The organism is Pseudomonas aeruginosa (assembly GCF_001457615.1).
Lineage (GTDB): Bacteria > Pseudomonadota > Gammaproteobacteria > Pseudomonadales > Pseudomonadaceae > Pseudomonas > Pseudomonas aeruginosa.
Genome location: NZ_LN831024.1, coordinates 1,116,993 through 1,138,748 on the forward strand (window position 1 = coordinate 1,116,993; position 21,756 = coordinate 1,138,748).

Below are 21,756 nucleotides of genomic sequence, written 5' to 3' on the forward strand. Positions count from 1 at the left end.
GCGGGGAGGGCGGATGATCGCTGGCGATCGTCCGCCGTTGCGCCATGCGCTCCCGCGGTCTTTCTTCAGAAACCGACCGAGGCCTGTACGTACAGGGTGCGCGGCTGGCCGACGTAGAGGCCCTTGTTGTTGTCGTCGAACGAGCGGGTGTAGTAGCGGCGATCGAACAGGTTCTTCACCCCCAGGCCGAGCTTGAGGTCGTTCAGTTGCGGGCCGAAGTCGTAGGTGCCGCGCGCGCTCCAGACCATCCAGCCGGCGATCCGCCCGGTGCTGCCGTCGGCGCTTTCGCTCTCGGTGTTGGCGTTGTCGGCGTACTGGCTGGTCTGGAAGCTGCCGTCGAGGTTGTAGCTCCAGGCGCCGGTGCGGTAGTTGGCGCCAAGGGTGCCCTTGTGCTTCGAGGAGAACGGCACCTGGTTGCCCTTGTTCGGCCCGTCTTCGCGAATGCTCGCGTCGACGTAGGCGTAGCTGGCATAGACGTCGAAGCCGGAGAGCAGCGGGTCGAGATCGGCCAGGTCGTAGGCGATCGCCGCCTCGATGCCCTTGTGCCGGGTCTTGCCGCGGGCGGTCACGCTGTCGGTCTGCTGGTTGCTCTCGTACTGGTTGTCGAAGTTGATCAGGAAGGCGCCCAGTTCGGCGCGCAGGATGCCGTCGTCGTAGCGGCTGCCGAGTTCCCAGGTGCGGGCCTTCTCCGGCTCGATGTCGCCGCTGCGCACCGCCTTGCCCATCTGGCTGTACTGCACGGTGCCGAACGAGCCCTCGGTGTTGGCGTAGAGGTTCCAGCTCGGCGTGAGGTGGTAGATCACGTTGAGCGCCGGTAGCGAGGCGTTGTAGCGGCCGCTGTCCTTGCTGTTCTTCAGCAGGTTCTTCTGTTCGGAATCGATCTTCTCGTAGCGGATGCCGGGGGTGATGGTCCAGTTGCCGATGTCGATGCGATCGTCGATGTAGAACGCGTTGGCTTCGGTGCTGCCGCGGGTGTCGCGGTCGTTGCGGCTGCCGGTGCTGGGTAGCTGGCCGCTGTCGGCGCGGGTCCAGTAGCGCAGCTCGTGGCTGGCTTCGTTGACGTAGCGGTGGCCGATGCCCACTTCGTGGCGACTTTCGCCCAGCTCGAAGCCCTGGCTGAAGCGGGTTTCCAGGCCTCGCACCCAGTATTCGCGCGGCGACAGGGTGAGGTTGCGGCCCTGGTCGAGGTAGCCGCTGCGCAGGGTCTTGGTGAAGAAGCCGGTGACGTTGAGCTTCTGGCTGGCGTTGGGGGTGTATTCGTAGCTGGCGCTGGCCAGGGTACGGCGGCCCCAGAACTTGTCGTAGGGACGGGTCGACTGGTACGGGTCGTCGCGGTAGGCCGCGGTGCCGAGGCCGCCGGGCATGTCGGCCTCGCCGTCGTAGTACTGGGTCATCGCCGAAAACGCGTGTTCGTCGCTGGGCTGGAAGCGGCCCTTGAGGATCAGGTCGTCGATCCGCGTATCGCTGTGCTCGCGCCAATCGCCGCCGCGGGTGCCGGAGTAGAGCAGGGCGCCGCCGAGGCCGTTGGCGCCGGTGCCGCCGATCAGCACGTTGTGGGTGGTCTTCAGGCCGTCCTGGCTGGAGCTGGGGCTGAGTTCGCTGTGCACGTCGAGCTTGGTGGCGAAGTCCTCGGGGATCGCCCGGGTCACGAAGTTGACGATGCCGCCGACGTTCTGCGGCCCGTAGCGCACCGCGCCGCCGCCGCGGACCACGTCCACCGCGTCCATGTTGCCGATGGACACCGGCGCCAGCGACAACTGTGGCTGGCCGTAGGGGGCGAAGGGCACCGGGATGCCGTCCATCAGCACCGTCGAGCGCGACGCCAGGCGCGGGTTGAGGCCGCGAATGCCGAAGTTCAATGCCAGGTCGTGGCTGCCGGTGCCGTTGTTGAGCGGCGCGCTGACCCCGGGAATGCGCTCCAGCACTTCGCGGGTGCTGGCCGCGCCTTGGGCCTGGAACTGCTCGCGGCGGACCACGTCGCGCGCACCGGGATGCTCGAAGACGTCGGCGGCGCTGGCGTCGGCCAGCCAGTCGCCGACCACGGTGAGCGCCTGCAGGTTGGCCGGGTCTTCCACCGGCAGCGCTTCCAGGGTGTAGGCGCCGTCGCCGCGGGCGCGCGCCTCCAGGCCGGAGCCGGCGAGCAGGGCGGCCAGGGCTTCCTCCAGGGTGTACTCGCCGTCCAGCGCCTGGCTGCGTCGCGCGGCGGTCTGTTCCGGGCTGAAGGCGATCAGCACGCCGGCCTGGCGGCCTAGGTGGTTCAACGCCTGCTCCAGCGGCTCGGCAGGCAGGCGGTAGTACTGGCGGGCATCGGTGCGGATCTCGGCGGCGCAGGCGCTGCCGGCGGAAACCAGGACGGGACCGCCGAGGCAGGCGAGGAGCAGGGCGCGGCTGAGCGGCGACAGGGCGCGTGACGGGGACATGAGGGACACTCCAGTGGATCTTTCGAGGTTGGCTTTCCTCCTCTGTCACGCGAGGTGGGGAAAAAGGCTCAGGTGCGCGGAAATATCTTTCCGCTCATTCGCGCGGGTGCACGCCGACCCAGTAGCGGGTGACGCGCCGTACCTCCACGGGCAGCACCGCCGGCAGGGTGGCGAGGATCCGCTCGCTATCGTCCAGCGGATAGCTGCCGGAAATCCGCAGGCCGCCGATGCGCGGGTCGCAGCCCAGCCGGCCGGGGCGGTAGCGCGCGACTTCGGCGAGGAATTCGTCCAGGCGCATGCCGGCGGCCACCAGCATGCCGTCGGTCCAGGCGCCGCTGCCGACCGGCAGCGGCTGCGGAGCGCCGAGTCGCTCGCGGTCGAAGTCCAGTTGCCGGCCGCTGGGCAACAGCAGGCCCTGGCCGGCGCGGTTCTCCACCTGTACCGCGCCTTCGTGGACGGCGACGCGGGTGCGTCCGGCGAACTGGCGCACGTCGAACCGGGTGCCCACCGGTCGCAGCCGGCCTTCCGCGCTGTACACGTGCAGCGGGCGCGGGTCGTGGCCGGTGCTGAGCTGGATTTCCCCGCGCAGCAGGAGCAGGCGCCGTTCGCCGGCATCGAAGCGGACATCCACCGCCGTGTCGCTGTTCAGCTCGAGGCGACTGCCGTCGGCCAGGGCCAGGCGCCGGCGTTCGCCGACGCCGGTGGCATAGTCGGCGCTCCAGCGCTGCAGGCTGCCGCTCTCGCGCAGGCCCCAGGCGCTGCCGCCGGCGGCCAGGACCAGCAGCAGGGTCTTCAGCGCGCGCCGGCGTTGCGGCGAATGCGGTGCGTTGATGGCGGCCAGGGCCAGTGGCGTGCCTATCCCGGCCAGGCGCTGGTTGACCGCCTCGATGTGGCGCCAGGCCTGCTCGTGTTCCGGGGCCGCCTGGCGCCAGCGCTGCCAGGCCTGGCGCAGGCGTTCGTCGTCGGCGCCGCCCTGCAGCTCGACCAGCCAGCGCACGGCCTGTTCAGCCACCTGCGGCGGCACCTTGGGTGCGGCGGGCAGGCTCATGGCAGCTCGGCGAAGTAGCAGCGTTGCGCAGCCTTGAGCATGTAGCGCTTGACGCTGCTCAGGGAGATGCCCAGCTGCGTGGCGATCTCGGCGTAGCCCAGGCCGTCGAGCTGGGCCAGCAGGAAGGTCTCCTTGGCCAGCGGCGGCAGACCGTCGAGCAGACGGTCCAGCTCGACCAGGGTCTCCAGGACGATGGCGCGGGTCTCTTCGCTGGGGACTTCCCGCTCGGGCAGGCTGGCCAGGGCTTCCAGGTAGGCGCGCTCGACGTCCTGGCGGCGGTAGTGGTTGCACAGCACGCGGCGGGCGATGGTGGTGAGGAAGGCGCGCGGTTCGTCGATGCGCGCGGCCTGGCGCGAAACCAGGACCTTGACGAAGGTGTCCTGGGCCAGGTCGGCGGCGTTCTGCGGGCAGCCGAGGCGGCGCCGCAGCCAGCCCGTGAGCCAGTGGTGGTGGTCGCTGTAGAGGGTATGCAACGCGGCCGCATGGGCGAGGTCGGCGCTCGACACCTGGACATTCCCGGAGCAGAAGGATTAACGAATGATAATAGTTATCATTTTATGCTGCGGGAATGCCTGCCTACAACCGCAGGCTGTCGGCGCCTGGCTTTCAGGAGGCTTTCAGGGCGGCGCGGTACTGCCCCGGGGTGGCGCCATGGGCTTCGCGGAAGCGCCGGTTGAAATGGCTCGGACTGGCGAAGCCGCAGGCCAGCGAGACCTCCTGGAGCGGCTGCGCGGAGTACGCCAGCAGGTCGCGGGCCCGCGCCAGGCGTCGTTCCAGCACGTAGCGGTGCGGCGGCAGGCCGAAGGATACGCGGAACATGCGCGCGAAGTGGTACTCGGAGAGCGCCGCCAGCTCCGCCAGCGACCCCAGTTCCAGCGGCTGCTCCAGGTGGCTTTCGATGTAGTCGGCCAGGCGCCGCCGCACGTGCGCGGCCAGCCCGCCCTGCCAGCGTACGTCGGTACGCCTGCCGCACCCGGTGAGCAGCAGGTGGTCCACCGCCTGGTGGGCGAGGCTGGTGCATAGCAGGCGCTCGCCGGGTTCGTTCCAGTCCTGTCGTTCCAGGGTCCGGCACAGGGCGGCCAGCGGCTCGTCCTGGATGTAGGTGCGCTCCTCCAGTTGCAGGCTGCGTGGTTCGCAATCGAGGGTGCGTACCGCCGCGCCGGCCAGGCGTTCCGGGCTTATGTACAGGTGCATGAAGCCCAGGCCGCGTGTCACCGCCCAGTCGGAGTGGTGTTCGGCCGGCATCACGCAGAAGCGGTCGGGGCCGCCATAGAGCCCGGGACGATCGCGGCGGAAGGTCTGCCAGCCGCCCTGCAGGTAGAGCGACAGGGTGTGATGGCCGGGGTCGCTGTAGCCGAGGATCTCCGCTTCGTCGCGGTACCAATGGGCGAGCGCCAGGCCGTCGCTGAGCGTGCTGCTGCGCAGCAGGCGCGCATTGGAGGTCCGGTCGAGGGTGCGGAATACCTGGAAATCACTGGGTTGGTGCATGCCGGCCATGCTACCCGCGCCCGGACGCTGCCGCGAGAGGCGGCGGATGAAAAGCGCAAGAATGGACAATGGTCGCGCCCGGCCTCGCCCGCAGACTGACGGCATCCTGTCGTTGCGGAGTCGCCATGAATCTTTCGCTGTACCTGCTCACCGTGCTCATCTGGGGCACCACCTGGATCGCCATCAAGCTGCAGATGGGCCCGGTGGCGATCACCCTGTCGATCGCCTACCGCTTCGCCCTGGCGGCGCTGGTGCTGTTCGCCGTGCTGCTGCTCGGCCGCCGCCTGCAAAGGCTGGACGCACGGGGCCAACGCCTGTGCATGGCCCAGGGCGTATGCCTGTTCTGCCTGAATTTCATCTGCTTCTATACCGCCAGCCAGTGGATTCCCAGCGGCCTGGTGGCCGTGGTGTTCTCCACCGCCACCCTGTGGAATGCGCTGAACGCCCGCCTGTGGTTCGGCCAGCGCATCGCGTCGAACGTGATGGCCGGTGGCGGTCTCGGCCTGCTCGGCCTGGGGCTGCTGTTCTGGCCGGAATTGGTGGGTCACCAGGCCACCCCGGAAACCTTCTACGGCCTCGGCCTGGCCCTGCTAGGCACGCTGTGCTTCTCCACCGGCAACATGCTTTCCAGCCTGCAACAGAAGGCCGGCATCCGCCCGCTCACCGGCAATGCCTGGAGCATGCTCTACGGCACCCTGATCCTCCTGGCGCTGTGCCTGTTCCAGGGCGTGCCGCTGAATTTCGACTGGAGCGCGCGCTACGTCGGCTCGCTGCTGTACCTGGCGATCCCCGGCTCGGTGATCGGCTTCACCGCCTACCTGACCCTGGTCGGGCGCATGGGCCCGGATCGCGCCGCCTACTGCACCGTGCTGTTCCCGGTGGTGGCGCTGAACATCTCGGCCTTCGCCGAGGGCTACCGCTGGACCGCACCGGCGCTGGCCGGGCTGGTCCTGGTGATGCTCGGCAACGTCTTGGTGTTCCGCAAGCCGAAGGCGCCGGCGCTGGCCGGGCCGGCGCGCTCGACCTAGCGGAGAGGGAGGCGCGCTCAGCCGCGTCGCCACACCTGCGGATTGACCAGGTCCAGCGGCCGCTCGCCGCGCAAGGCCGCCTCGAAGTTCTGCAGCGCCCGCTCGGCCATGGCCCGGCGGGTCTCGTGGGTGGCCGAGCCGATGTGCGGCAGGGTCACCACGTTGTCCAGGGCGAACAGCGGCGATTCGGCCAGCGGTTCCTTCTCGTAGACATCCAGGCCGGCGCCGAGGATGCGCTTCTCCCGCAGGGCGGCGACCAGCGCGGCCTCATCGACCACCTGGCCGCGGGCGACGTTGACCAGGATCGCCGAGGGTTTCATCAGGCCCAGTTCGCGCGCACCGATCAACTGCCGGGTCTGCGCTCCCAGCGGCACCACCACGCAGACGAAGTCGGCCTCGCCGAGCAGTTCGTCGAAGCCGAGGAAGCGCGCGCCGAGTTCCTGTTCCAGTTCCGGCTTGCGGTTGTTGCCGTGGTAGAGCACCTGCATGCCGAAGCCGAAACGGCCGCGCCGGGCGATGGCCGCGCCGATCCGGCCGAGGCCGAGGATGCCGAGTTTCTTGCCATGCACGTCGGTGCCGAACTGCGGGGCGTCGACGGTGCGCTTCCAGTTCCCGGCCTTGACCCAGGCGTCCAGCTCGGCGACCCGTCGCGCGGCGCTGATCAGCAGGGCGAAGCCGAGGTCGGCGGTGGTCTCGGTGAGGACGTCGGGCGTGTTGGTGAGAGCGATGCCGCGGCGGTTCAGGTAGTCCAGGTCATAGTTGTCGTAGCCGACCGAGACGCTGGAGATGACTTCCAGCTGCATCGCCTGTTCCAGTTGCCTGGCGCCGAGCGGCCGGCCGACGCCGATCATGCCGTGGGTATCGGGCAGGGCGGCGGCGTACTGGGCGTCGATGTCGCCCTGTTTCGGTTCGAGCACGCGGACGTTGAACTGGCATTGCAGGCGTTCGAGATGCTCGGGGGCGAGGCGACTGAAGACGAAGACGTTCTTTTTCATGACGGGACTCTGCAAGCGGGAGCGAAAGCGCCGACCATACCACCGCCATCGAAGCGGCGGGCAGGGGCCCGCCACTGGGCGGGCGATTATCGGCTCAGGAGGGTCTTCCGAGTTCCAGGCCCAGCTCCACCAGCGCCGCTTCGTCGCGCTGGAGCAGGCCGGGCAGGCTTTCCTTGAGGTATTCCACCCAGGTCTTGATCTTCGCGTCGAGATACTGCCGCGAAGGGTACAGCGCATAGACGTTGAGCTGTTGCAGGCGGTGTTGCGGCAGGACCCGCACCAGGGTGCCCTTGCCCAGGTCCTCGATGGCCGAATACACCGGCAGGATGCCGATGCCCAGCCCGGAGCGGATTGCCTCGGTCATGGCGTCGCCGACATTGACCTGGAACGGCGAGGCGCCGATGGAGACCATTTCCTGGCCGTTGGGACCGTCGAACAGCCAGCGATCCAGCGGCACCACCGGGCTGACCAGGCGCAGGCAGTCGTGGCTGGCCAGCTCCGAAGGCTCGCTCGGCGTGCCGTTCAGGCGCAGGTACTCCGGCGAGGCGCAAAGAATGCTGTAGGTCTCGCCGATGCGCTGGGAAATGAAGCCGGAATCGGGCAGCTCGGAGGCCACCACGATGGCCACGTCGAAGCCCTCGTCGAGCAGGTCCGGCACGCGGTTGGCCATGGTCAGGTCGAAGGTCACGTCGCGGTACTGCTGGCGGTAGCCGGCGATGGCGCGGATCACGTAGTGCTGGCCGATGCCGGTCATCGAATGCAGCTTCAGCTTGCCGGCGGGTCGGGCATGGGCGTCGCTGGCTTCGGCCTCGGCTTCCTCGACGTAGGCGAGGATCTGCTCGCAGCGCAGCAGGTAGCGCTGGCCGGCCTCGGTGAGGGCGATGCGACGAGTGGTACGGTTGAGCAGGCGGGTGCGCAGGTGCGTCTCGAGGTTGGCCACCGCCCGCGAAACATAGGCGGTGGTGGTGTTGAGCTGCTGGGACGCCGCGGTGAAGCTTCCGGTTTCCGCCACGCAGACGAAGGCTCGCATGTTTTGCAGGGTGTCCATCGACGGGGCCTCCTAGGCACGCGCAGAAGTGTGTCAGATTGTTGCGATGGCGGATTATTTCACATTACGCAATAAACAATCGCACTTGAGCCAGCTTATCAGCAGCCGCCAGCCTCTTAAAATTCATCGGCCCCCGAGCGCACGAACGCTCGAGCGGGTTGAACGGCGCCCGTACCGTTCAAATTCCGTGCTTCGCCCCTCCAGGATCAGACAACGTGCCGCGTGCTCTCAGGAAGGAACTGACCTTGGTCGGCTCCTTCGTCGGTTTTCTCGTCGTTTTCTCCGCAATATCCGGTTGTGTCAGTACAGGCGATATCGCCCCCGAGGCCGCCACGCTCGACGTCAACGCCCTGGCCACCGACCATGCGATCCAGGCTGCCGCCCGCGAGGCCGGCTGGCCGCAGGCGCAGTGGTGGAAGGTGTATGCCGATCCGCAGCTGGACGCCTGGATCGAGAAGGCGCTGGACGGCAATCCAGGCCTGGCGGTAGCCCATGCGCGGGTACGCCAGGCGAAGTCCATGGCCGGGCTGGTGGAGTCCATCGAGTCGCCGCAGATCGAGGGCAAGGGCTCGCTGGTCCGCCACCGCTGGCCGGACGACTATTTCTACGGCCCCGGCGACCTGGCGCGGACCACTTCCTGGAACAACTCCACCGAGATCGGCCTGAACTACAAGCTCGATCTCTGGGGGCGCGACCGCAGCGACAGCGAGCGCGCCGTCGACCTGGCCCACATGGCCGCCGCCGAGGCGCGCCAGGCGCAGCTCGAGCTGGAGGGCAACATCGTCCGCGCCTACGTCCAGCTCTCGTTGCAGTACGCCGAGATGGACATCGCCAAGGCCATGCTGCAACAGCAGCGCGACATCCTCGCCCTGGCCCAGCGTCGCCTGCGCGGCGGCATCGGCACGCATTTCGAGGTCAGCCAGGCGGAAGTGCCGCTGCCCGAGACCGAGCGCCGCATCGAGGTGATCGACGAAGAAATCCAGCTCACCCGCAACCTGCTCGCCGCCCTGGCCGGCAAGGGCCCGGGCGAGGGCCGCACGATCCGCCGGCCAAGCCTGAACCTGGCGGCGCAGCCGAGCCTGCCCAGCGCCTTGCCGGCCGAACTGCTCGGTCGCCGCCCGGATGTGGTCGCCCGCCGCTGGCAGGTCGCCGCCCTGGCCAAGGGCGTGGACGTGGCGCGCGCCGACTTCTACCCCAACGTCGACCTGATGGCCTCGGTCGGCTTCAGTGCCGTCGGCGGCGGCATGCTGGAGTTCTTCCGCAGCGCCAAGTACACCTACAGCGCCGGCCCGGCGGTGACCCTGCCGATCTTCGACGGCGGCCGCCTGCGTTCGCAGTTGGGCGAGGCGGCGGCCGGCTACGACGCGGCGGTGGAGCAATACAACCAGACCCTGGTGGATGCGCTGAAGAACATTTCCGACCAGTTGATCCGCCTGCATTCGGTGGACATCCAGAAGGACTTCGCCGCGCAATCGGTGGCTTCCGCGCAGAAGACCTACGATATCGCCACCCTGGCCTACCAGCGCGGCCTCACCGATTACCTCAACGTGCTCAACGCGCAGACCCGGCTGTTCCAGCAGCAACTGGTCCAGGAGCAGGTGCAGGCCGCCCGGCTGGCCGCCCATGCCAGCCTGCTCACCGCCCTCGGCGGCGGCGTCGGGGCCGGCGCCGATACGCCGGTGCAGCGGAAGCTGGCGCCGGAGAACGTCCCGGTCAGAGCGGTGTCTTCGCGATGAGCGGCCGCTCCGCTGGTTTCGCCCTGCCCAGCCGCGACGAGTGGCGGCACGCGCTGGCCGAGTGGGCGCGCAGCGACGGGGCGACCTGGATCTACGTGTTCAAGGTGCTCTGCGCGGCCTTCCTGACCCTCTGGCTGGCGATGCGCCTGGAATTGCCGCAGCCGAGCACGGCGACCATCACCGTGTTCATCGTCATGCAGCCGCAGAGCGGCCAGGTGTTCGCCAAGAGCTTCTACCGCATCCTCGGCACCCTGGTCGGCCTCAGCGTGATGGTTACCCTGATCGCCCTGTTCGCCCAGGAGCGAGTGCTGTTCCTGCTCAGCTCGGCGATCTGGATCGGCCTCTGCACCGCCGGGGCCGCCCGCTACCGTGACTTCCGCTCCTACGCCTGCGTGCTCGCCGGCTACACCGCGACGCTGATCGGCATCCCCGCCACCAGCCATCCGGAAGGCGCCTTCATGCAGGCGATCTGGCGGGTCCTGGAAATCAGCCTGGCGATCCTCTGCTCGGGGGTGGTCAGCGCGGTGATCATGCCGCAGACCACCAGCGCGGCGATGCGCAATGCGCTGTACGTGCGCTTCGGCCTGTTCGCCGCGTTCGTCCTCGACAGCCTGCGCGGGGTCGGCGGGCGCGAGCGCTTCGAAAGCAGCAACGTGGCCTTCGCCGCCCAGGCCGTGGGCCTGGAGACGATGCGCGCGGCGAGCGCCTTCGAGGATCCGCACATGCGCCTGCGCAATGGCCGGCTGATTCGCCTGAGCAGCGAGTTCATGGCCATGAATACCCGTTTCCACGCCCTCCACCAACTGCTCGAACGCCTGCGCGCGCAGGGCTCCACCCAGGTGCTGGAAGCGTTCGAACCGTGCCTGGAGGAAATCACCGGGCTGCTCGAGGAGATCCGTGGCCGCGCCGTCACCGACCATGACGCCGAGCGCTTCGCCCAGCGCCTCGCCGACTGCCGCGAACGCCTGATGGCGCGCATCCGCCAGGCGCGCGGAGAACTGCTGGCGCGGGAGCCGGGCGAAGAGGCGCGGCTGGACTTCAATACCGCCGCCGAGCTGCTCTACCGTTTCGCCGAGGAGATGCACGACTACGCCCTGACCCATGCCTCGCTGGCCGCCCACCGCCACGAGCGCGAGCAGTGGAAGGACGCCTTCACCGCCAAGGCCAACGCGGTGGCGGCGGCAGTGGCGGGGATGCGCACCGGGTTGATGATCCTGCTGTTCGGCTGTTTCTGGATCTACAGCACCTGGCCCAGCGGCGGCACCTTCGCCCTCAACGCGGTGGCGGTCTCGGCGCTGGCCTCGGCGGCGCCGAACCCGAAGAAGGTCGCCATGCAGATGGCCATCGGCACCATGGCGGCGGCGCTGCTCGGCTTCAGCGAGATGTTCTTCGTCTACCCGCATATCGACGGTTTCCCGCTGCTATGCCTGGTACTGGCGCCGGTGTTCGCCCTCGGCGCGTTCATCTCCTCGCGGCCGCAGTGGGCCGGCTACGGTCTCGGCCTGCTGGTGTTCTTCTGCTTCGGTTCGGTGCCGGCGAACCTGACCGTCTACGACCCGGCCCACGTGATCAACGAGTACATCGCCCTGATCCTCTCGATGCTGCTCTCGGCCGCGGCCGCCGCGGTCATTCTGCCGCCCAACAGCGCCTGGCTGTGGAAGCGCCTCGAGCGCGACCTGCGGATGCGCGTGGTGTTCGCCATCAGCGGCAGGAGCAGGGGGCTTGGCTCGGCCTTCGAAAGCGGTACCCGCGACCTGCTGAACCAGGCCTATGGCGTCGCCGCCGGGCGCCCGGACGTGCAGCGCGGGCTGCTGCGCTGGATGTTCCTGGTGCTCGAGGTCGGCCACGCGATCATCGAGCTGCGTCGCGAGCAGGAGCGCCTGCCGGACGAACCCTGCTACGCCGAGGCCATGCCCTGGCGCCAGGCGATCCGCGCCATGGGGCGGGCCCTGATCCGGCTGTTCGTGCGCCCCGGTGCGGAGAACCTGGAGCGCGCCCTGGCGGCTGTCGACCAGGCCATCCACGCGGCCAGGCACACCGACGAACCCTGCGCGCCGCACTTCGACAGCTCGCCGCTACGGCGGGTGCGCAGCTACCTGCACTTCATCCGTTCTTCCCTGCTCGCGCCGACCTCGCCACTGACCGAACTGGCCGGCCGGACGAGCGGCCAAGGTACCGTCCATGCCTCGTGAAATCGCCATCCATGGGGTCTACATGCCGACCCTGACGCTGTTGTTCGTGATCGCCGCGGCGCTCACCTGGGGGCTCGACCGGATCTTCGCCTCGGTTGGCCTGTATCGCTTCACCTGGCACCCGGCGCTGTTCCGGGTCAGCCTGTTCGCCTGCCTGTACGGCGGCCTGTCCCTGACCATCTACCGCTGAGGCGGTAGCGCACCTCTTCGTTATCGTGAGCCGACCATGACCTTGAAATCCGTAATCAGCCTGCTGGCGACCCTGCTGATCCTGCTGGTCGCCGTATTTATCGGGCGGACCCTGTGGGTCAACTACATGGACACCCCCTGGACCCGTGACGGTCGCGTGCGCGCCGACGTGATCAATGTCGCCGCCGACGTTTCCGGGATCGTCGTCGACGTCCCGGTGCGCGACAACCAGTTGGTGAAGAAAGGCGACCTGCTGATGCAGATCGACCCCGACCACTACCGTATTGCGGTGAAGCAGGCCGAGTCGCTGGTTGCCTCGCGCAAGGCGACCCTGGAGATGCGCCAGTTGAACGCCCGGCGGCGCGCGGAAATGGATGAGATGGTGGTCTCCCGCGAAAGCCGCGACGACGCCCACAACACCGCCGCCGCGGCGATGGCCGACTACGAGCAGGCCAAGGCCCAGCTCGACGCCGCGCGCCTGAACCTGGAGCGCACCCGGGTGGTGGCGCAGGTCGACGGCTACGTCACCAACCTCAACGTGCACCGTGGCGACTACGCGCGGGTCGGCGAGGCGAAGATGGCGGTGATCGACAAGAACTCCTACTGGGTCTACGGCTACTTCGAGGAAACCAAGCTGCCGTACATCCGCGAAGGCGACCCGGTGGACATGCAGCTGATGAGCGGCGAACACCTCAAGGGCCACGTGGAAAGCATCGCCCGCGGCATCTACGACCGCGACAACCCGGAAAGCCGCGAGCTGACCGCCGACGTCAACCCCACTTTCAACTGGGTGCGCCTGGCCCAGCGCGTGCCGGTGCGGGTACACATCGACGAAGTGCCGGACGGCGTGCTGCTCTCGGCGGGGATCACCTGCACGGTGATCGTCAAGCCGCAAGGGCGCGACGACCAGGCCTCGGCGGCGCAGGCGCCGGGGCGGGCCGGTTGAGTGGAAGGGGCAGGGAGAAGCCCGGCGGATGCCGGGCTTTTTCGTTTCGGCGGGGCGGAAGAGGGCGCCACTCGCCAGGAATACGCTGCGGTTGGCGGCTGCCGGCGGTGAATATCCACCCGGCGGCCTAGGCCCCGACCTGTTCGGCCGGCGACACGATCAGGCCCTTGCCGCCGCGCGAGCGGCCGGAGCTGAGGTAGTCGGCGATGGATTCCTGGGTGACCTCGCCGAGGAACTGCTGGTCGGGGTCGAGCACCGGCAGCCAGGAGCTGTTGAACTCGTACATCCGCGACAACAGGATGCGCAGGTGCTCGTCGTGGCTGGCGGTGACCCGGAACGGGGTGACGAACGGTTCGCAGGTGCCTTCCTGGCGGCGCAGGTCCTTGCGTCGCACGTAGCCCAGGCCCTTGCCCTGGTCATCCACCACGATCAGGTAGCGCCGGTCGTTCTCGTCCATCAGTTCCAGCGCCTCGGCCACCGGGGTCTGCGGCCGGGCGGTGACCAGGCTGCTGTCGGCGGCGTCTTCGGCGCGCACCAGGAGCAGGCGCTTGAGCGTGCTGTCCTGGCCGGTGAAGGCGCTGACGAACTCGTCCGCCGGGTGCGCCAGCAGGGTGTCCGGGTGGTCGTACTGGAGCAGCCGGCCGCTCTTGAACACCGCCACCTTGTCACCCAGCTTGATGGCTTCGTCGATGTCGTGGCTGACCATGATCACGGTCATGCCGAGCTTGCGCTGCATTTCGAAGAACTCGTTCTGGATCGACTCGCGGTTGATCGGATCGACCGCGCCGAACGGCTCGTCCATCAGCAGCAGCGGCGCGTCCGCCGCCAGCGCGCGGATTACCCCGACGCGCTGCTGCTGGCCGCCGGAGAGTTCGCGCGGGTAGCGTTGCAGGTACTGCTTGGGCTCCAGCTTGACCATGCTCATCAGCTCGCGGGCCTTCTCCTTGCAGCGCGCCTTGTCCCAGCCGAGCAGGCGCGGCACGACCATGATGTTTTCCTCGATGGTCATGTTCGGGAACAGGCCGATCTGCTGGATCACGTAGCCGATGTGGCGGCGCAGGGTGACCTCGTCGAGGTCCGCGGTGTCCTGGCCGTCGATCAGCACGCGGCCGGAGGTCGGCGGGATGATCCGGTTGATCATCTTCAGGGTGGTGGTCTTGCCGCAGCCGGAGGGGCCGAGGAAGACGCAGATCTCGCCTTTCTCCACGGTCAGGCTGACGGAATCGACGGCGCGGAACTCCTTGCCGTTCTTCTGGGTGAAGGTCTTGCTGAGCTTGTCCAGTTCGATCATGTTCGGCTCCTGTCAGTGCGCGCTGGCGCGCAGTCCCTTGGGGGTGAGGATGCGTTGCAGCCATTGCAGCAGCAGGTCGGCGACGATGGCCAGGAGGCTGACCAGTACCGCGCCGACCACCAGCATCGGCATGTTGCTCTGGCTGATGGAAGTGAGGATCAGCACGCCCAGGCCGCCGGCGCCGATCACCGCGGCGATGGTCATCACGCCGATGTTCATCACCACGGCGGTGCGTACGCCGGCGAGGATCACCGGCACCGCGAGGGGAATGTCGACCATCCGCAGGCGTTGCCAGAAGGTCATGCCGATGCCCTTGCCGGCCTCGCGGATGCCCGCTTCGACGCCGGTCAGGGCGAGGTAGGTGTTGCGCAGGATCGGCAGCAGCGAATAGAGGAACACCGCGGTGATCGCCGGCAGCGGCCCGAGGCCCTGGCCGAATACCGAGTAGACCGGCATCAGCAGGCCGAACAGGGCGATCGAGGGGATGGTCAGCATCACCGTGGCGGCGCCCTGCAGCGGGCCGGCCAGCCACGTGAAGCGGGTCATCAGCACGCCCAGCGGCACGCCGACGAGGATCGCCAGGCCTACGGCGACCAGTACCAGCAGCAGGTGCTGGAGGGTGAGCTGGCCGACCTGGGACCAGTCGAGATGGGAAAGCACGCTGAAGAAGTCCATTACTGGCTACCTCCCTGGCCGGCCTGGCCGTCGTCGAGCAGGTGGTGTTCGCGGAGGAAGTCGGCGGCGACCTTCTGTGGCGTCTGCTGCTCGATATCGACCCGCGCGTTGAGCGCCTGCATGGTGGCGTCGTCGAGCCGCTCGATGATCGGATCGAACAGCGTGGCGAACTCCGGATGGCGCTGCATGACCTCCTTACGCACCACCGGGGCGGCGTTGTAGAAGGGGAAGTACTGCTTGTCGTCCTTCAGCACGCGCAGCTTGAAATCCTTCAGGCGGCCGTCGGTGGTGTAGACGAGGCCGAGGAACACCTGGCGGTTCTTCAGCGCGGTGTAGACCAGCCCGGCGTCCATCTGGCGGATGTCGTTGCGGGTGAAGTGCAGGCCGTACAGCTCGCTCATGGGGCCGAGGCCGTCGGGGCGGCCGGCGAACTCCGGGTCCATGGCGAACAGGTGGGTGCTCCCGGGCTCGGCCTCCTGCTGTTCGGCGAGCACCCGCGCGAGATCGCTGACGCTCTGGATGCCCAGGTGCTCGGCCTGTTCCTCGGGCATGGCCAGGGCATAGGTGTTGTTGAAGCGGGTCGGCTTCAGCCAGACCAGGCCCTGGGCTTCGTCGAGTTGCTTGACCCGGCGGTAGGAAGCCGCGGCGTCGAGCTTCTCGTCGATGTGGTTGTAGACGATCAGCGACGAGCCGGTGTACTCCCAGACGATATCCAGTTGGCCGCTTTCCTGGGCGGCGCGGGCCAGGGTGCTGCCCAGGCCGGTGGTGACCGTCACGTCGTAGCCGCGCTTCTGCAGGAACTGCGCGGTGATGGCGGTGAGGATGCGCTGCTCGGTGAAGGTCTTGCCGCCGATGCGCAGGGTTTCCGCCTGCGCCAGGCCGGCGGCGAACAGGCCGGCGCAGGCCAGGCAGAGTGAGCGGATCAGTCGGTTCATCAGGCCTCCTTGGCGGTCAGGCCGCGTTCCAGGAACATGCGGCTGAACAGCACCACCAGGGCGTCCAGCAGCAGGGCGAGGAGCGCCGTGCAGGCGGCGCCGAGCAGCAGTTGCTGGTGGTTGTTCAGGTAGATGCCGGGGAAGATCAGGCTGCCCAGGCTGTTGGCGCCGATCAGGAACGCCAGCGGCGCGGAGCCGACGTTCAGTGCCAGGGCCACGCGCACGCCGCCGACGATGATCGGCACCGCGTTCGGCAGTTCCACCCGCAGCAGCACCTGGTTGGGCGTCATGCCGATGCCGGTGGCGGCTTCCTTCAGCGCCGGCGAGACATTGCGCAGGCCCTCGTAGGTGTTGCGCACGATCGGCAGCAGCGAGGCGAGGAACAGGGCGAGGATTGCCGGGCCGTTGCCGATGCCGATGATCGCCAGGGCGATGGCCAGCACCGCCAGCGGCGGGATGGTGTTGCCGACGTTGAACACCTGCATCAGGCGTTCGGCCTGGGCCTGCATGCCGGGACGGCTGAGCAGGATGCCGGCCGGCACGCCGACCAGCAGGGCGGCCGCCATCGAACTGAAGACCAGCACCAGGTGGGCCTGCAAGTAGAACAGCAGGTCCTCGCGGTAGTGGAGGATGGTCGCGGGGGTGATCCAGTGGATCAGCAAGGCCAGTACGGCGGCTGCGGCGCAGAGGCCGAGCAGGGCCTTGCCACAGGTTTTCACCATGGTCGGGACTCCCTTCGGAATGAGCGTTGGCTACGCTGTCGGGCGCTTCGTCGAAGCGCGGAAACAGGCCGGAAATCAAAGGCTTCGGATGGGCACCGAATTCCCGACCCTGAAAGGGTTGACCGTTCGTCGTTCGCGGAGGTTCAACGAAACGGCCATGCTTGTGCCATGACCGGGCCTGGGCAAGCGGCCGCAGCCGCCGTCTCGCCTGGGCTGGCGGCGAACGAAGAAATTTTCCCGGGGAAGCGGTCGATAATGGCGCTGCCGTGTCGGCGGCGCGCCATGCACCGTATCGGTGCGCTGGACGTCCAGGGCTTTTCTGCGGTTATGATGCGGGTTCCGAAATTTTCTCGGGCTTTTCCAGACATTCGCACCCCACGGTTCACGGATCGGCCTTTTGGGGTAGGTGTTTTACCTTCTGCTAAGGGAGTACCCCGCGTCATGCTCGATCTCGTCGCGGCATTCATTGCCTTGACCACCTTGCTCACCTACGTGAACTACCGCTTCATCCGCCTGCCGCCGACCATCGGCGTGATGGCCACGGCGCTGGTGTTCTCGCTGATCGTCCAGGGGCTGTCGGAACTGGGCTATCCGATCCTCGAGGTGGAGATGCAGGAAATCATCCGCCGCATCGACTTCTCCGAAGTGCTGATGACCTGGTTCCTGCCCGCGCTGCTGTTCGCCGGCGCACTGCACGTCGACCTCTCCGACCTGCGCAGCTACAAGTGGCCGATCGGCCTGCTGGCCACCGCCGGGGTGCTGATCGCCACCTTCGTCATCGGTGGCCTGGCCTACTACACCTTCCCGCTGTTCGGCTGGCAGGTGGATTTCATCTACTGCCTGCTGTTCGGCGCGCTGATCTCGCCGACCGACCCCATTGCCGTGCTCGGCATCCTCAAGTCCGCCGGCGCGCCGAAACCGCTGGCGACCACCATCGTCGGCGAGTCGCTGTTCAACGACGGCACCGCGGTGGTGGTGTTCGCCATCATCCTCGGCATCCTCCAGCTCGGCGAGGCGCCCACGGTCAGCGCCACGGCGATCCTCTTCGTCCAGGAAGCCATCGGCGGCGTGGTCTTCGGTGCGGTGCTCGGCTACGGCGTGTTCGTGATGATGCGCGGCATCGACCAGTACCAGGTGGAGGTCATGCTGACCCTCGCCCTGGTCATCGGCGGTGCCGCGCTGGCCGCGCGCCTGCACGTATCGGCGCCGATCGCGATGGTGGTGGCCGGGCTGATCATCGGCAACCACGGACGCCACTACGCGATGTCGGACGAGACCCGGCGCTACGTGGACAAGTTCTGGGAACTGATCGACGAGATCCTCAACGCCCTGCTGTTCGCCCTGATCGGCCTGGAGCTGCTGCTGTTGCCGTTCTCCTGGCTGCACGTGGCGGCGGCCTTCGCCCTAGGCGGCGCGGTGCTGGTCTCGCGCCTGCTCACGGTGGGCCCGGCGATCCTGGTCCTGCGCCGTTTCCGTGGCGCCAACCGGCAGGTACCGGCGGGCACCATCCGCATCCTGGTCTGGGGTGGGCTGCGCGGCGGCGTCTCGGTGGCGCTGGCGCTGTCCCTGCCGTTGGGGCCGGAGCGCGACCTGATCCTCAGCCTGACCTACATCGTGGTGCTGGTATCGATCCTGCTCCAGGGGCTTTCCATCGGCCCGCTGGTGCGTCGTATCTACGCCGGCCAGCCGCTGGAGAAAAGCGAGGGGGCGCACTGAGCGCAGCCTTCGCAAAGCGAGCGCCCGCCGTCATGGCGGGCGTTTTCGTTGGCGGCCATCAGGCGCTGTCCTGTGGCGCTTCGTTGCGATGGGTGCCGCGCAGGTTCATCGCCGCCAGGCAGACCTGCAGCAGGATCAGCGCATAGGCCTGGGCGTACAGGCCCCAGGCGATCCACAGCAGGTTGCTGGCGAGGAACACCCAGAAGCCGACCTTGCGTCTTCGCCGATGCGCCGACGCCACCAGCCAGGCGGCCACCACCGTGACCAGCATGGCGGGCCATTGCAGGTAGTCCAGCCAGTGCATGCGTGCATCCTTTTTCCGACCTTTGAGGGTCAGACCAGCCCTGGCGCGGCAAAGTGCGGTCGGATCGGATAGCCGTGCAGCAGCGACCTGACCCGCTCCTCGTCGAGTGCTCCGTTGAACTCGGCGCCCAGGGCTTCGCGGTGGATGCCGGTGGCGCCCAGCCAGAGCGTATCGATGCGCGCGGCGAGGGCGCCGGGGACGTCGGTCACCAGCGAGTCGCCGACGAACAGGATGTGCCGCGCGCCGCGCGCTTCCAGTTGCCGCTGGGCGATGCGGAAGGCCGCCGGGTCGGGCTTGCCGTACCAGCTGACCTGGCCGCCTTCCTCGCTGAACAGCTCGGCGAGCATGCCCGCGCCGTATACCGTGCGGCCGCCGGAAACCACCACGCGGTCCGGGTTGGCGCAGAGGAACGGTAGGTCGGTGGCGCCGCGCAGGGGCGCGAAGCGCTGTTCCAGTTCATCCTGGGGAAAGCTGCCGACGCCGACGATCAGCGCCGCCTGGGCGATGTCCTCGACGAAGCGCTCGCGGATTTCCGCCGGCCAGCTCTGCTGGGCCAGGCCGACGCCGGCCAGGTAGATACCGCCACGCCGGTATTCGGCGGTTTGCAGCAGGGCGTCGATGGTCAACTGGCCGGACGTGGTGATGCCGGCGAACCAGTCGCGCCGGATGCCCAGGCGCTCGAGCCCGGCGCTCATTTCCGCCACGCTGCTGGACGAGTTGCTGAGGAACCAGACCGGGCGGCCTTCGGCGTGCCGCCGGGCGAGCCAGGCAAGGGCGCCGGGGAACGCCTCGGCGCCGTCCATCACTACGCCCCAGAGATCGAGAAGGAAGCCGTCATAGTCGGCGCAGAGCACCTCCAGTTGCGCATGGTCGAGCAGGCGGGTGCTGGTGGCGGCGCTGAAGCGCGGGGAGGTCGGGGCATCGCTCATGGGAGTCTCGTCGCGGCTGTCGAAGTGGGCCGCCGCGTGCGGCGGCGAGTCCCAAGGGTGCCAAACTTGCGTGACGGGACCAAGCCTTTCGGCCCTGCGCGTGTTTACGGCCGGTCGAGCGCCTGGGCCATCCACTCGCGCACATGGCAGACGGCGAAGCGCGACGGGCTGCATTCGCCGTTGGCCATCGCCAGGCGCAGGCCGTCGACGTCGGCGCCGCGCACATAGGCGCTGGCGTCGCGCATGTCGTCCTCGTCGCCGAAACCGCCGTGCTGCATTTCCTCCAGCGCGGCCTGCTTGTCCCAGCCCTGCACGACGATGCGGTACATGGCGGCGAACAGTCCGGTGCGGTTGTTGCCGTGCTTGCAGTGCATCAGTACCGGGCCTTCGCGCTCGGCGGCCTGCAACTGGCGGAGGACGCTGAGCACCTCGGCGTCGTCGACCCGGTCGGCGTGGGTCGGCAGGCTGAGCACCCGCACCGGAGCCTGGCCCAGCCAGGCGCGGTCGTCGTCCTTGATGAAGCTGACCACCGTCTTCACCTGCAGGCGTTGCAGCAGCGCGACGCTCTGTGCGTTGGGCAGCGCGCTGCGATAGAGGGTGGGGCTCATGCGGTAGAGGTTGATCGACGGGTCGACCGCTTGCGCCCAGGCTGGCGAACGCGTGGCGGCAGTCTCGGCGGCATGCAGCGGGCCGCCGAGCAGGAAGGCGCCGAGCACGGCGGCGAGGAGCAGGCGGAGCCAGGCGAGCGGTGAACGGTGCATGTCGGCCTCGTGCGGTGGGTGGCCAACACTAGGCGAGGGCGGGTCAAGCCGAGCTGAAGAGAATGTGAAGAATTCGTTGAGGCAGCCTCACCTGTCAGCGCAGGAAGAATCCATAGACCCTGCCGGAGAAGAACACCAGCAACAGCGCCGGATAGCACAGGTAGTGCAGCACCACGATGAGCAGTGCCGCCGGGCTGGGATCGCCTTTCAGCGAGGCGAGGCCGACCAGCAGCAGGTAAAGGACCCCGAGCACTCCGCCATACAGGGCGACCAGGCGCAAGCGCTCGCCCCAGGTCGGCCAGCGCCGCTGCGCGCGGGCGAACCACCAGGCCAGGCCGCCGGCGACCAGCGCGGCGATCAGCAGGCTGGCCGGCAGGCCGCCGAAGCGGACCACCCCGCGCAGCAGCACGTTGAGCAGGATCGCCGCGGCGATCCCGGCCAGGGCGTAGTAGCGGATGGGTACGGCAAGGCGGTCGCCCATGGCGGTATCTCCTGGCGGTTTCAGAGGCGCGTGTCGAGACCGAAGCGCTTCTTCAGCAGCCGCTCCAGCAGGCCGCGCGGTAGCCAGCGGGCCAGCGCCGGCAGGGCCCGGCTGCCATTGCCGATGCGCACCAGCGGCGGGCGCGGACGGCGCTGCACGGCGGCTAGCAACTGGCGGGCGAAGTCTTCGGCGGACGTGGGATTGTCCTGGGATGCCGCGGCGCGCGCCTGGATCTGCCGGCGCAACGGCCACCAGGGCGAGCGTTCGTCGACCACGCTGTCCAGCTCGCGGCTGGCGCTGGCGCCGAAGTTCGAGGCGATGGCGCCCGGCTGCACTTCCAGCACCTCGACGCCGAACGGTGCCAGCTCCAGGCGCAGGGCATCGCTCAGCGCATGCACCGCGGCCTTGGAGGCGCAGTAGGCGCCGGCGAAGGGCGTGACCAGCACGCCGGAGACGCTGCCGACGTTCACCACCAGGCCGGACTTGCGCCTCAGTAGCGGGAACAGCGCGCGGGTCACGCCGACCACGGCGAACACGTTGGTCTCGAACTGCCGGCGCATGGCTTCGACGCCGCCGTCCAGCAGCGGACCCATGGCGCCGTAGCCGGCGTTGTTGACCAGCACGTCGAGGCCGGCGGCTTCGACTCCCAGTTCCTCGGCCAGACGGGCCAGCGCGGCGGCGTCGTTGACGTCCAGTTGCACCGCCTGGAAGCCGGCCTCGGCCAGGGCACGCACGTCGTCCTCCTTGCGCGCGCTGGCCCAGACCCGGTAGCCGGCGCGCTGGAAGGCGTCGGCGAGGGCGCGGCCGATGCCGCTGGAGCAGCCGGTGACGAAGGCGACGGGTTGGCTCATG

The 21,756-nt window shown here is 68.4% G+C and carries 21 protein-coding genes; 6 read left to right on the forward strand and 15 right to left on the reverse strand.

Going from position 1 to position 21,756, the window contains the following annotated elements; translation table 11 throughout:
- Positions 1–65: 65 nt before the first annotated feature.
- The 4 genes from fecA to mdrR1 form a co-directional block, all read right to left on the reverse strand.
- Positions 66–2,420: a TonB-dependent Fe(3+) dicitrate receptor FecA gene (gene fecA / locus AT700_RS05215; protein ID WP_012613633.1), complete on the reverse strand. Its 2,355-nt coding sequence runs from the start codon at positions 2,418–2,420 to the stop codon at positions 66–68.
- Positions 2,421–2,514: 94 nt separating this feature from the next.
- Positions 2,515–3,468 (reverse strand): FecR domain-containing protein, encoded by a 954-nt coding sequence (locus AT700_RS05220; protein WP_003113764.1) that lies wholly within the window; start codon positions 3,466–3,468, stop codon positions 2,515–2,517.
- Positions 3,465–3,974 (reverse strand): sigma-70 family RNA polymerase sigma factor, encoded by a 510-nt coding sequence (locus AT700_RS05225; RefSeq protein ID WP_003092999.1) that lies wholly within the window; start codon positions 3,972–3,974, stop codon positions 3,465–3,467. The genes AT700_RS05220 and AT700_RS05225 overlap by 4 nt, the downstream gene beginning before the upstream one ends.
- A 100-nt stretch (positions 3,975–4,074) precedes the next feature.
- Positions 4,075–4,956, reverse strand: a complete 882-nt coding sequence (gene mdrR1 / locus AT700_RS05230) for a transcriptional regulator MdrR1 (protein WP_031634737.1) — start codon at positions 4,954–4,956, stop codon at positions 4,075–4,077.
- A gap of 125 nt (positions 4,957–5,081) precedes the next feature.
- Between mdrR1 and AT700_RS05235 the strand changes: the two genes are divergently transcribed.
- Positions 5,082–5,984 (forward strand): DMT family transporter, encoded by a 903-nt coding sequence (locus AT700_RS05235; RefSeq protein WP_003092997.1) that lies wholly within the window; start codon positions 5,082–5,084, stop codon positions 5,982–5,984.
- Between the two features lie 17 nt (positions 5,985–6,001).
- On the opposite strand, the gene AT700_RS05240 is transcribed toward AT700_RS05235, so the two are convergent.
- Both AT700_RS05240 and AT700_RS05245 read right to left on the reverse strand, forming a co-directional pair.
- Entirely contained in the window at positions 6,002–6,979 is a 978-nt protein-coding gene (locus tag AT700_RS05240; RefSeq protein WP_003119251.1) for a 2-hydroxyacid dehydrogenase, read from the reverse strand.
- Between the two features lie 94 nt (positions 6,980–7,073).
- Positions 7,074–8,027, reverse strand: a complete 954-nt coding sequence (locus tag AT700_RS05245; protein ID WP_003092994.1) for a LysR family transcriptional regulator — start codon at positions 8,025–8,027, stop codon at positions 7,074–7,076.
- A gap of 245 nt (positions 8,028–8,272) precedes the next feature.
- Between AT700_RS05245 and AT700_RS05250 the strand changes: the two genes are divergently transcribed.
- Genes AT700_RS05250 through AT700_RS05265 form a run of 4 tightly spaced genes read left to right on the forward strand, consistent with a single transcriptional unit; the run spans position 8,273 to position 13,090 of the window.
- Entirely contained in the window at positions 8,273–9,763 is a 1,491-nt protein-coding gene (locus AT700_RS05250; protein WP_014602525.1) for an efflux transporter outer membrane subunit, read from the forward strand.
- On the forward strand, positions 9,760–11,955 hold the full coding sequence (locus AT700_RS05255) for an FUSC family protein (RefSeq protein ID WP_048520801.1): 2,196 nt from the start codon (positions 9,760–9,762) through the stop codon (positions 11,953–11,955). Before AT700_RS05250 ends, AT700_RS05255 begins: the two co-directional genes overlap by 4 nt.
- Positions 11,945–12,145 (forward strand): DUF1656 domain-containing protein, encoded by a 201-nt coding sequence (locus tag AT700_RS05260; protein WP_003082823.1) that lies wholly within the window; start codon positions 11,945–11,947, stop codon positions 12,143–12,145. Before AT700_RS05255 ends, AT700_RS05260 begins: the two co-directional genes overlap by 11 nt.
- A 36-nt stretch (positions 12,146–12,181) precedes the next feature.
- The gene (locus AT700_RS05265) at positions 12,182–13,090 is read left to right on the forward strand and encodes an HlyD family secretion protein (RefSeq protein WP_003113767.1); all 909 of its coding nucleotides are present in this window, start codon (positions 12,182–12,184) and stop codon (positions 13,088–13,090) included.
- A 127-nt stretch (positions 13,091–13,217) separates the two neighbouring features.
- On the opposite strand, the gene AT700_RS05270 is transcribed toward AT700_RS05265, so the two are convergent.
- Genes AT700_RS05270 through AT700_RS05285 form a run of 4 tightly spaced genes read right to left on the reverse strand, consistent with a single transcriptional unit; the run spans position 13,218 to position 16,713 of the window.
- Positions 13,218–14,381 carry a betaine/proline/choline family ABC transporter ATP-binding protein gene (locus AT700_RS05270; RefSeq protein ID WP_023111397.1) on the reverse strand — a complete coding sequence of 388 codons (1,164 nt, stop codon included), beginning with the start codon at positions 14,379–14,381 and terminating at the stop codon, positions 13,218–13,220.
- A 12-nt stretch (positions 14,382–14,393) separates the two neighbouring features.
- Positions 14,394–15,056 (reverse strand): ABC transporter permease, encoded by a 663-nt coding sequence (locus AT700_RS05275; protein ID WP_003092985.1) that lies wholly within the window; start codon positions 15,054–15,056, stop codon positions 14,394–14,396.
- A complete protein-coding gene (locus AT700_RS05280; protein ID WP_003113769.1) occupies positions 15,056–15,991 on the reverse strand; it encodes a glycine betaine ABC transporter substrate-binding protein in 936 nt (311 codons plus the stop codon). Before AT700_RS05280 ends, AT700_RS05275 begins: the two co-directional genes overlap by 1 nt.
- Positions 15,991–16,713 (reverse strand): ABC transporter permease, encoded by a 723-nt coding sequence (locus tag AT700_RS05285; protein WP_003092982.1) that lies wholly within the window; start codon positions 16,711–16,713, stop codon positions 15,991–15,993. The genes AT700_RS05280 and AT700_RS05285 overlap by 1 nt, the downstream gene beginning before the upstream one ends.
- Before the next feature lie 441 nt (positions 16,714–17,154).
- Here AT700_RS05285 and AT700_RS05290 point away from each other — a divergent pair, with 441 nt between their 5' ends.
- Positions 17,155–18,429 carry a cation:proton antiporter gene (locus AT700_RS05290; protein ID WP_003105667.1) on the forward strand — a complete coding sequence of 425 codons (1,275 nt, stop codon included), beginning with the start codon at positions 17,155–17,157 and terminating at the stop codon, positions 18,427–18,429.
- A gap of 58 nt (positions 18,430–18,487) precedes the next feature.
- Here the strand turns inward: AT700_RS05290 and AT700_RS05295 are convergent, their stop codons facing one another.
- The 5 genes from AT700_RS05295 to AT700_RS05315 form a co-directional block, all read right to left on the reverse strand.
- A complete protein-coding gene (locus AT700_RS05295) occupies positions 18,488–18,733 on the reverse strand; it encodes a YgjV family protein (RefSeq protein WP_003092978.1) in 246 nt (81 codons plus the stop codon).
- Between the two features lie 29 nt (positions 18,734–18,762).
- On the reverse strand, positions 18,763–19,662 hold the full coding sequence (locus AT700_RS05300) for a TIGR01459 family HAD-type hydrolase (RefSeq protein ID WP_025271273.1): 900 nt from the start codon (positions 19,660–19,662) through the stop codon (positions 18,763–18,765).
- Positions 19,663–19,766: 104 nt separating this feature from the next.
- A complete protein-coding gene (gene tpbA / locus AT700_RS05305; protein ID WP_003105672.1) occupies positions 19,767–20,423 on the reverse strand; it encodes a tyrosine phosphatase TpbA in 657 nt (218 codons plus the stop codon).
- 94 nt (positions 20,424–20,517) lie between these two features.
- A complete protein-coding gene (locus tag AT700_RS05310; protein WP_003113771.1) occupies positions 20,518–20,904 on the reverse strand; it encodes a hypothetical protein in 387 nt (128 codons plus the stop codon).
- A 20-nt stretch (positions 20,905–20,924) separates the two neighbouring features.
- Positions 20,925–21,755, reverse strand: coding sequence for an SDR family oxidoreductase (locus AT700_RS05315; RefSeq protein WP_023083316.1), 831 nt, complete (start codon positions 21,753–21,755; stop codon positions 20,925–20,927).
- Between the last annotated feature and the right edge of the window lies 1 nt (position 21,756).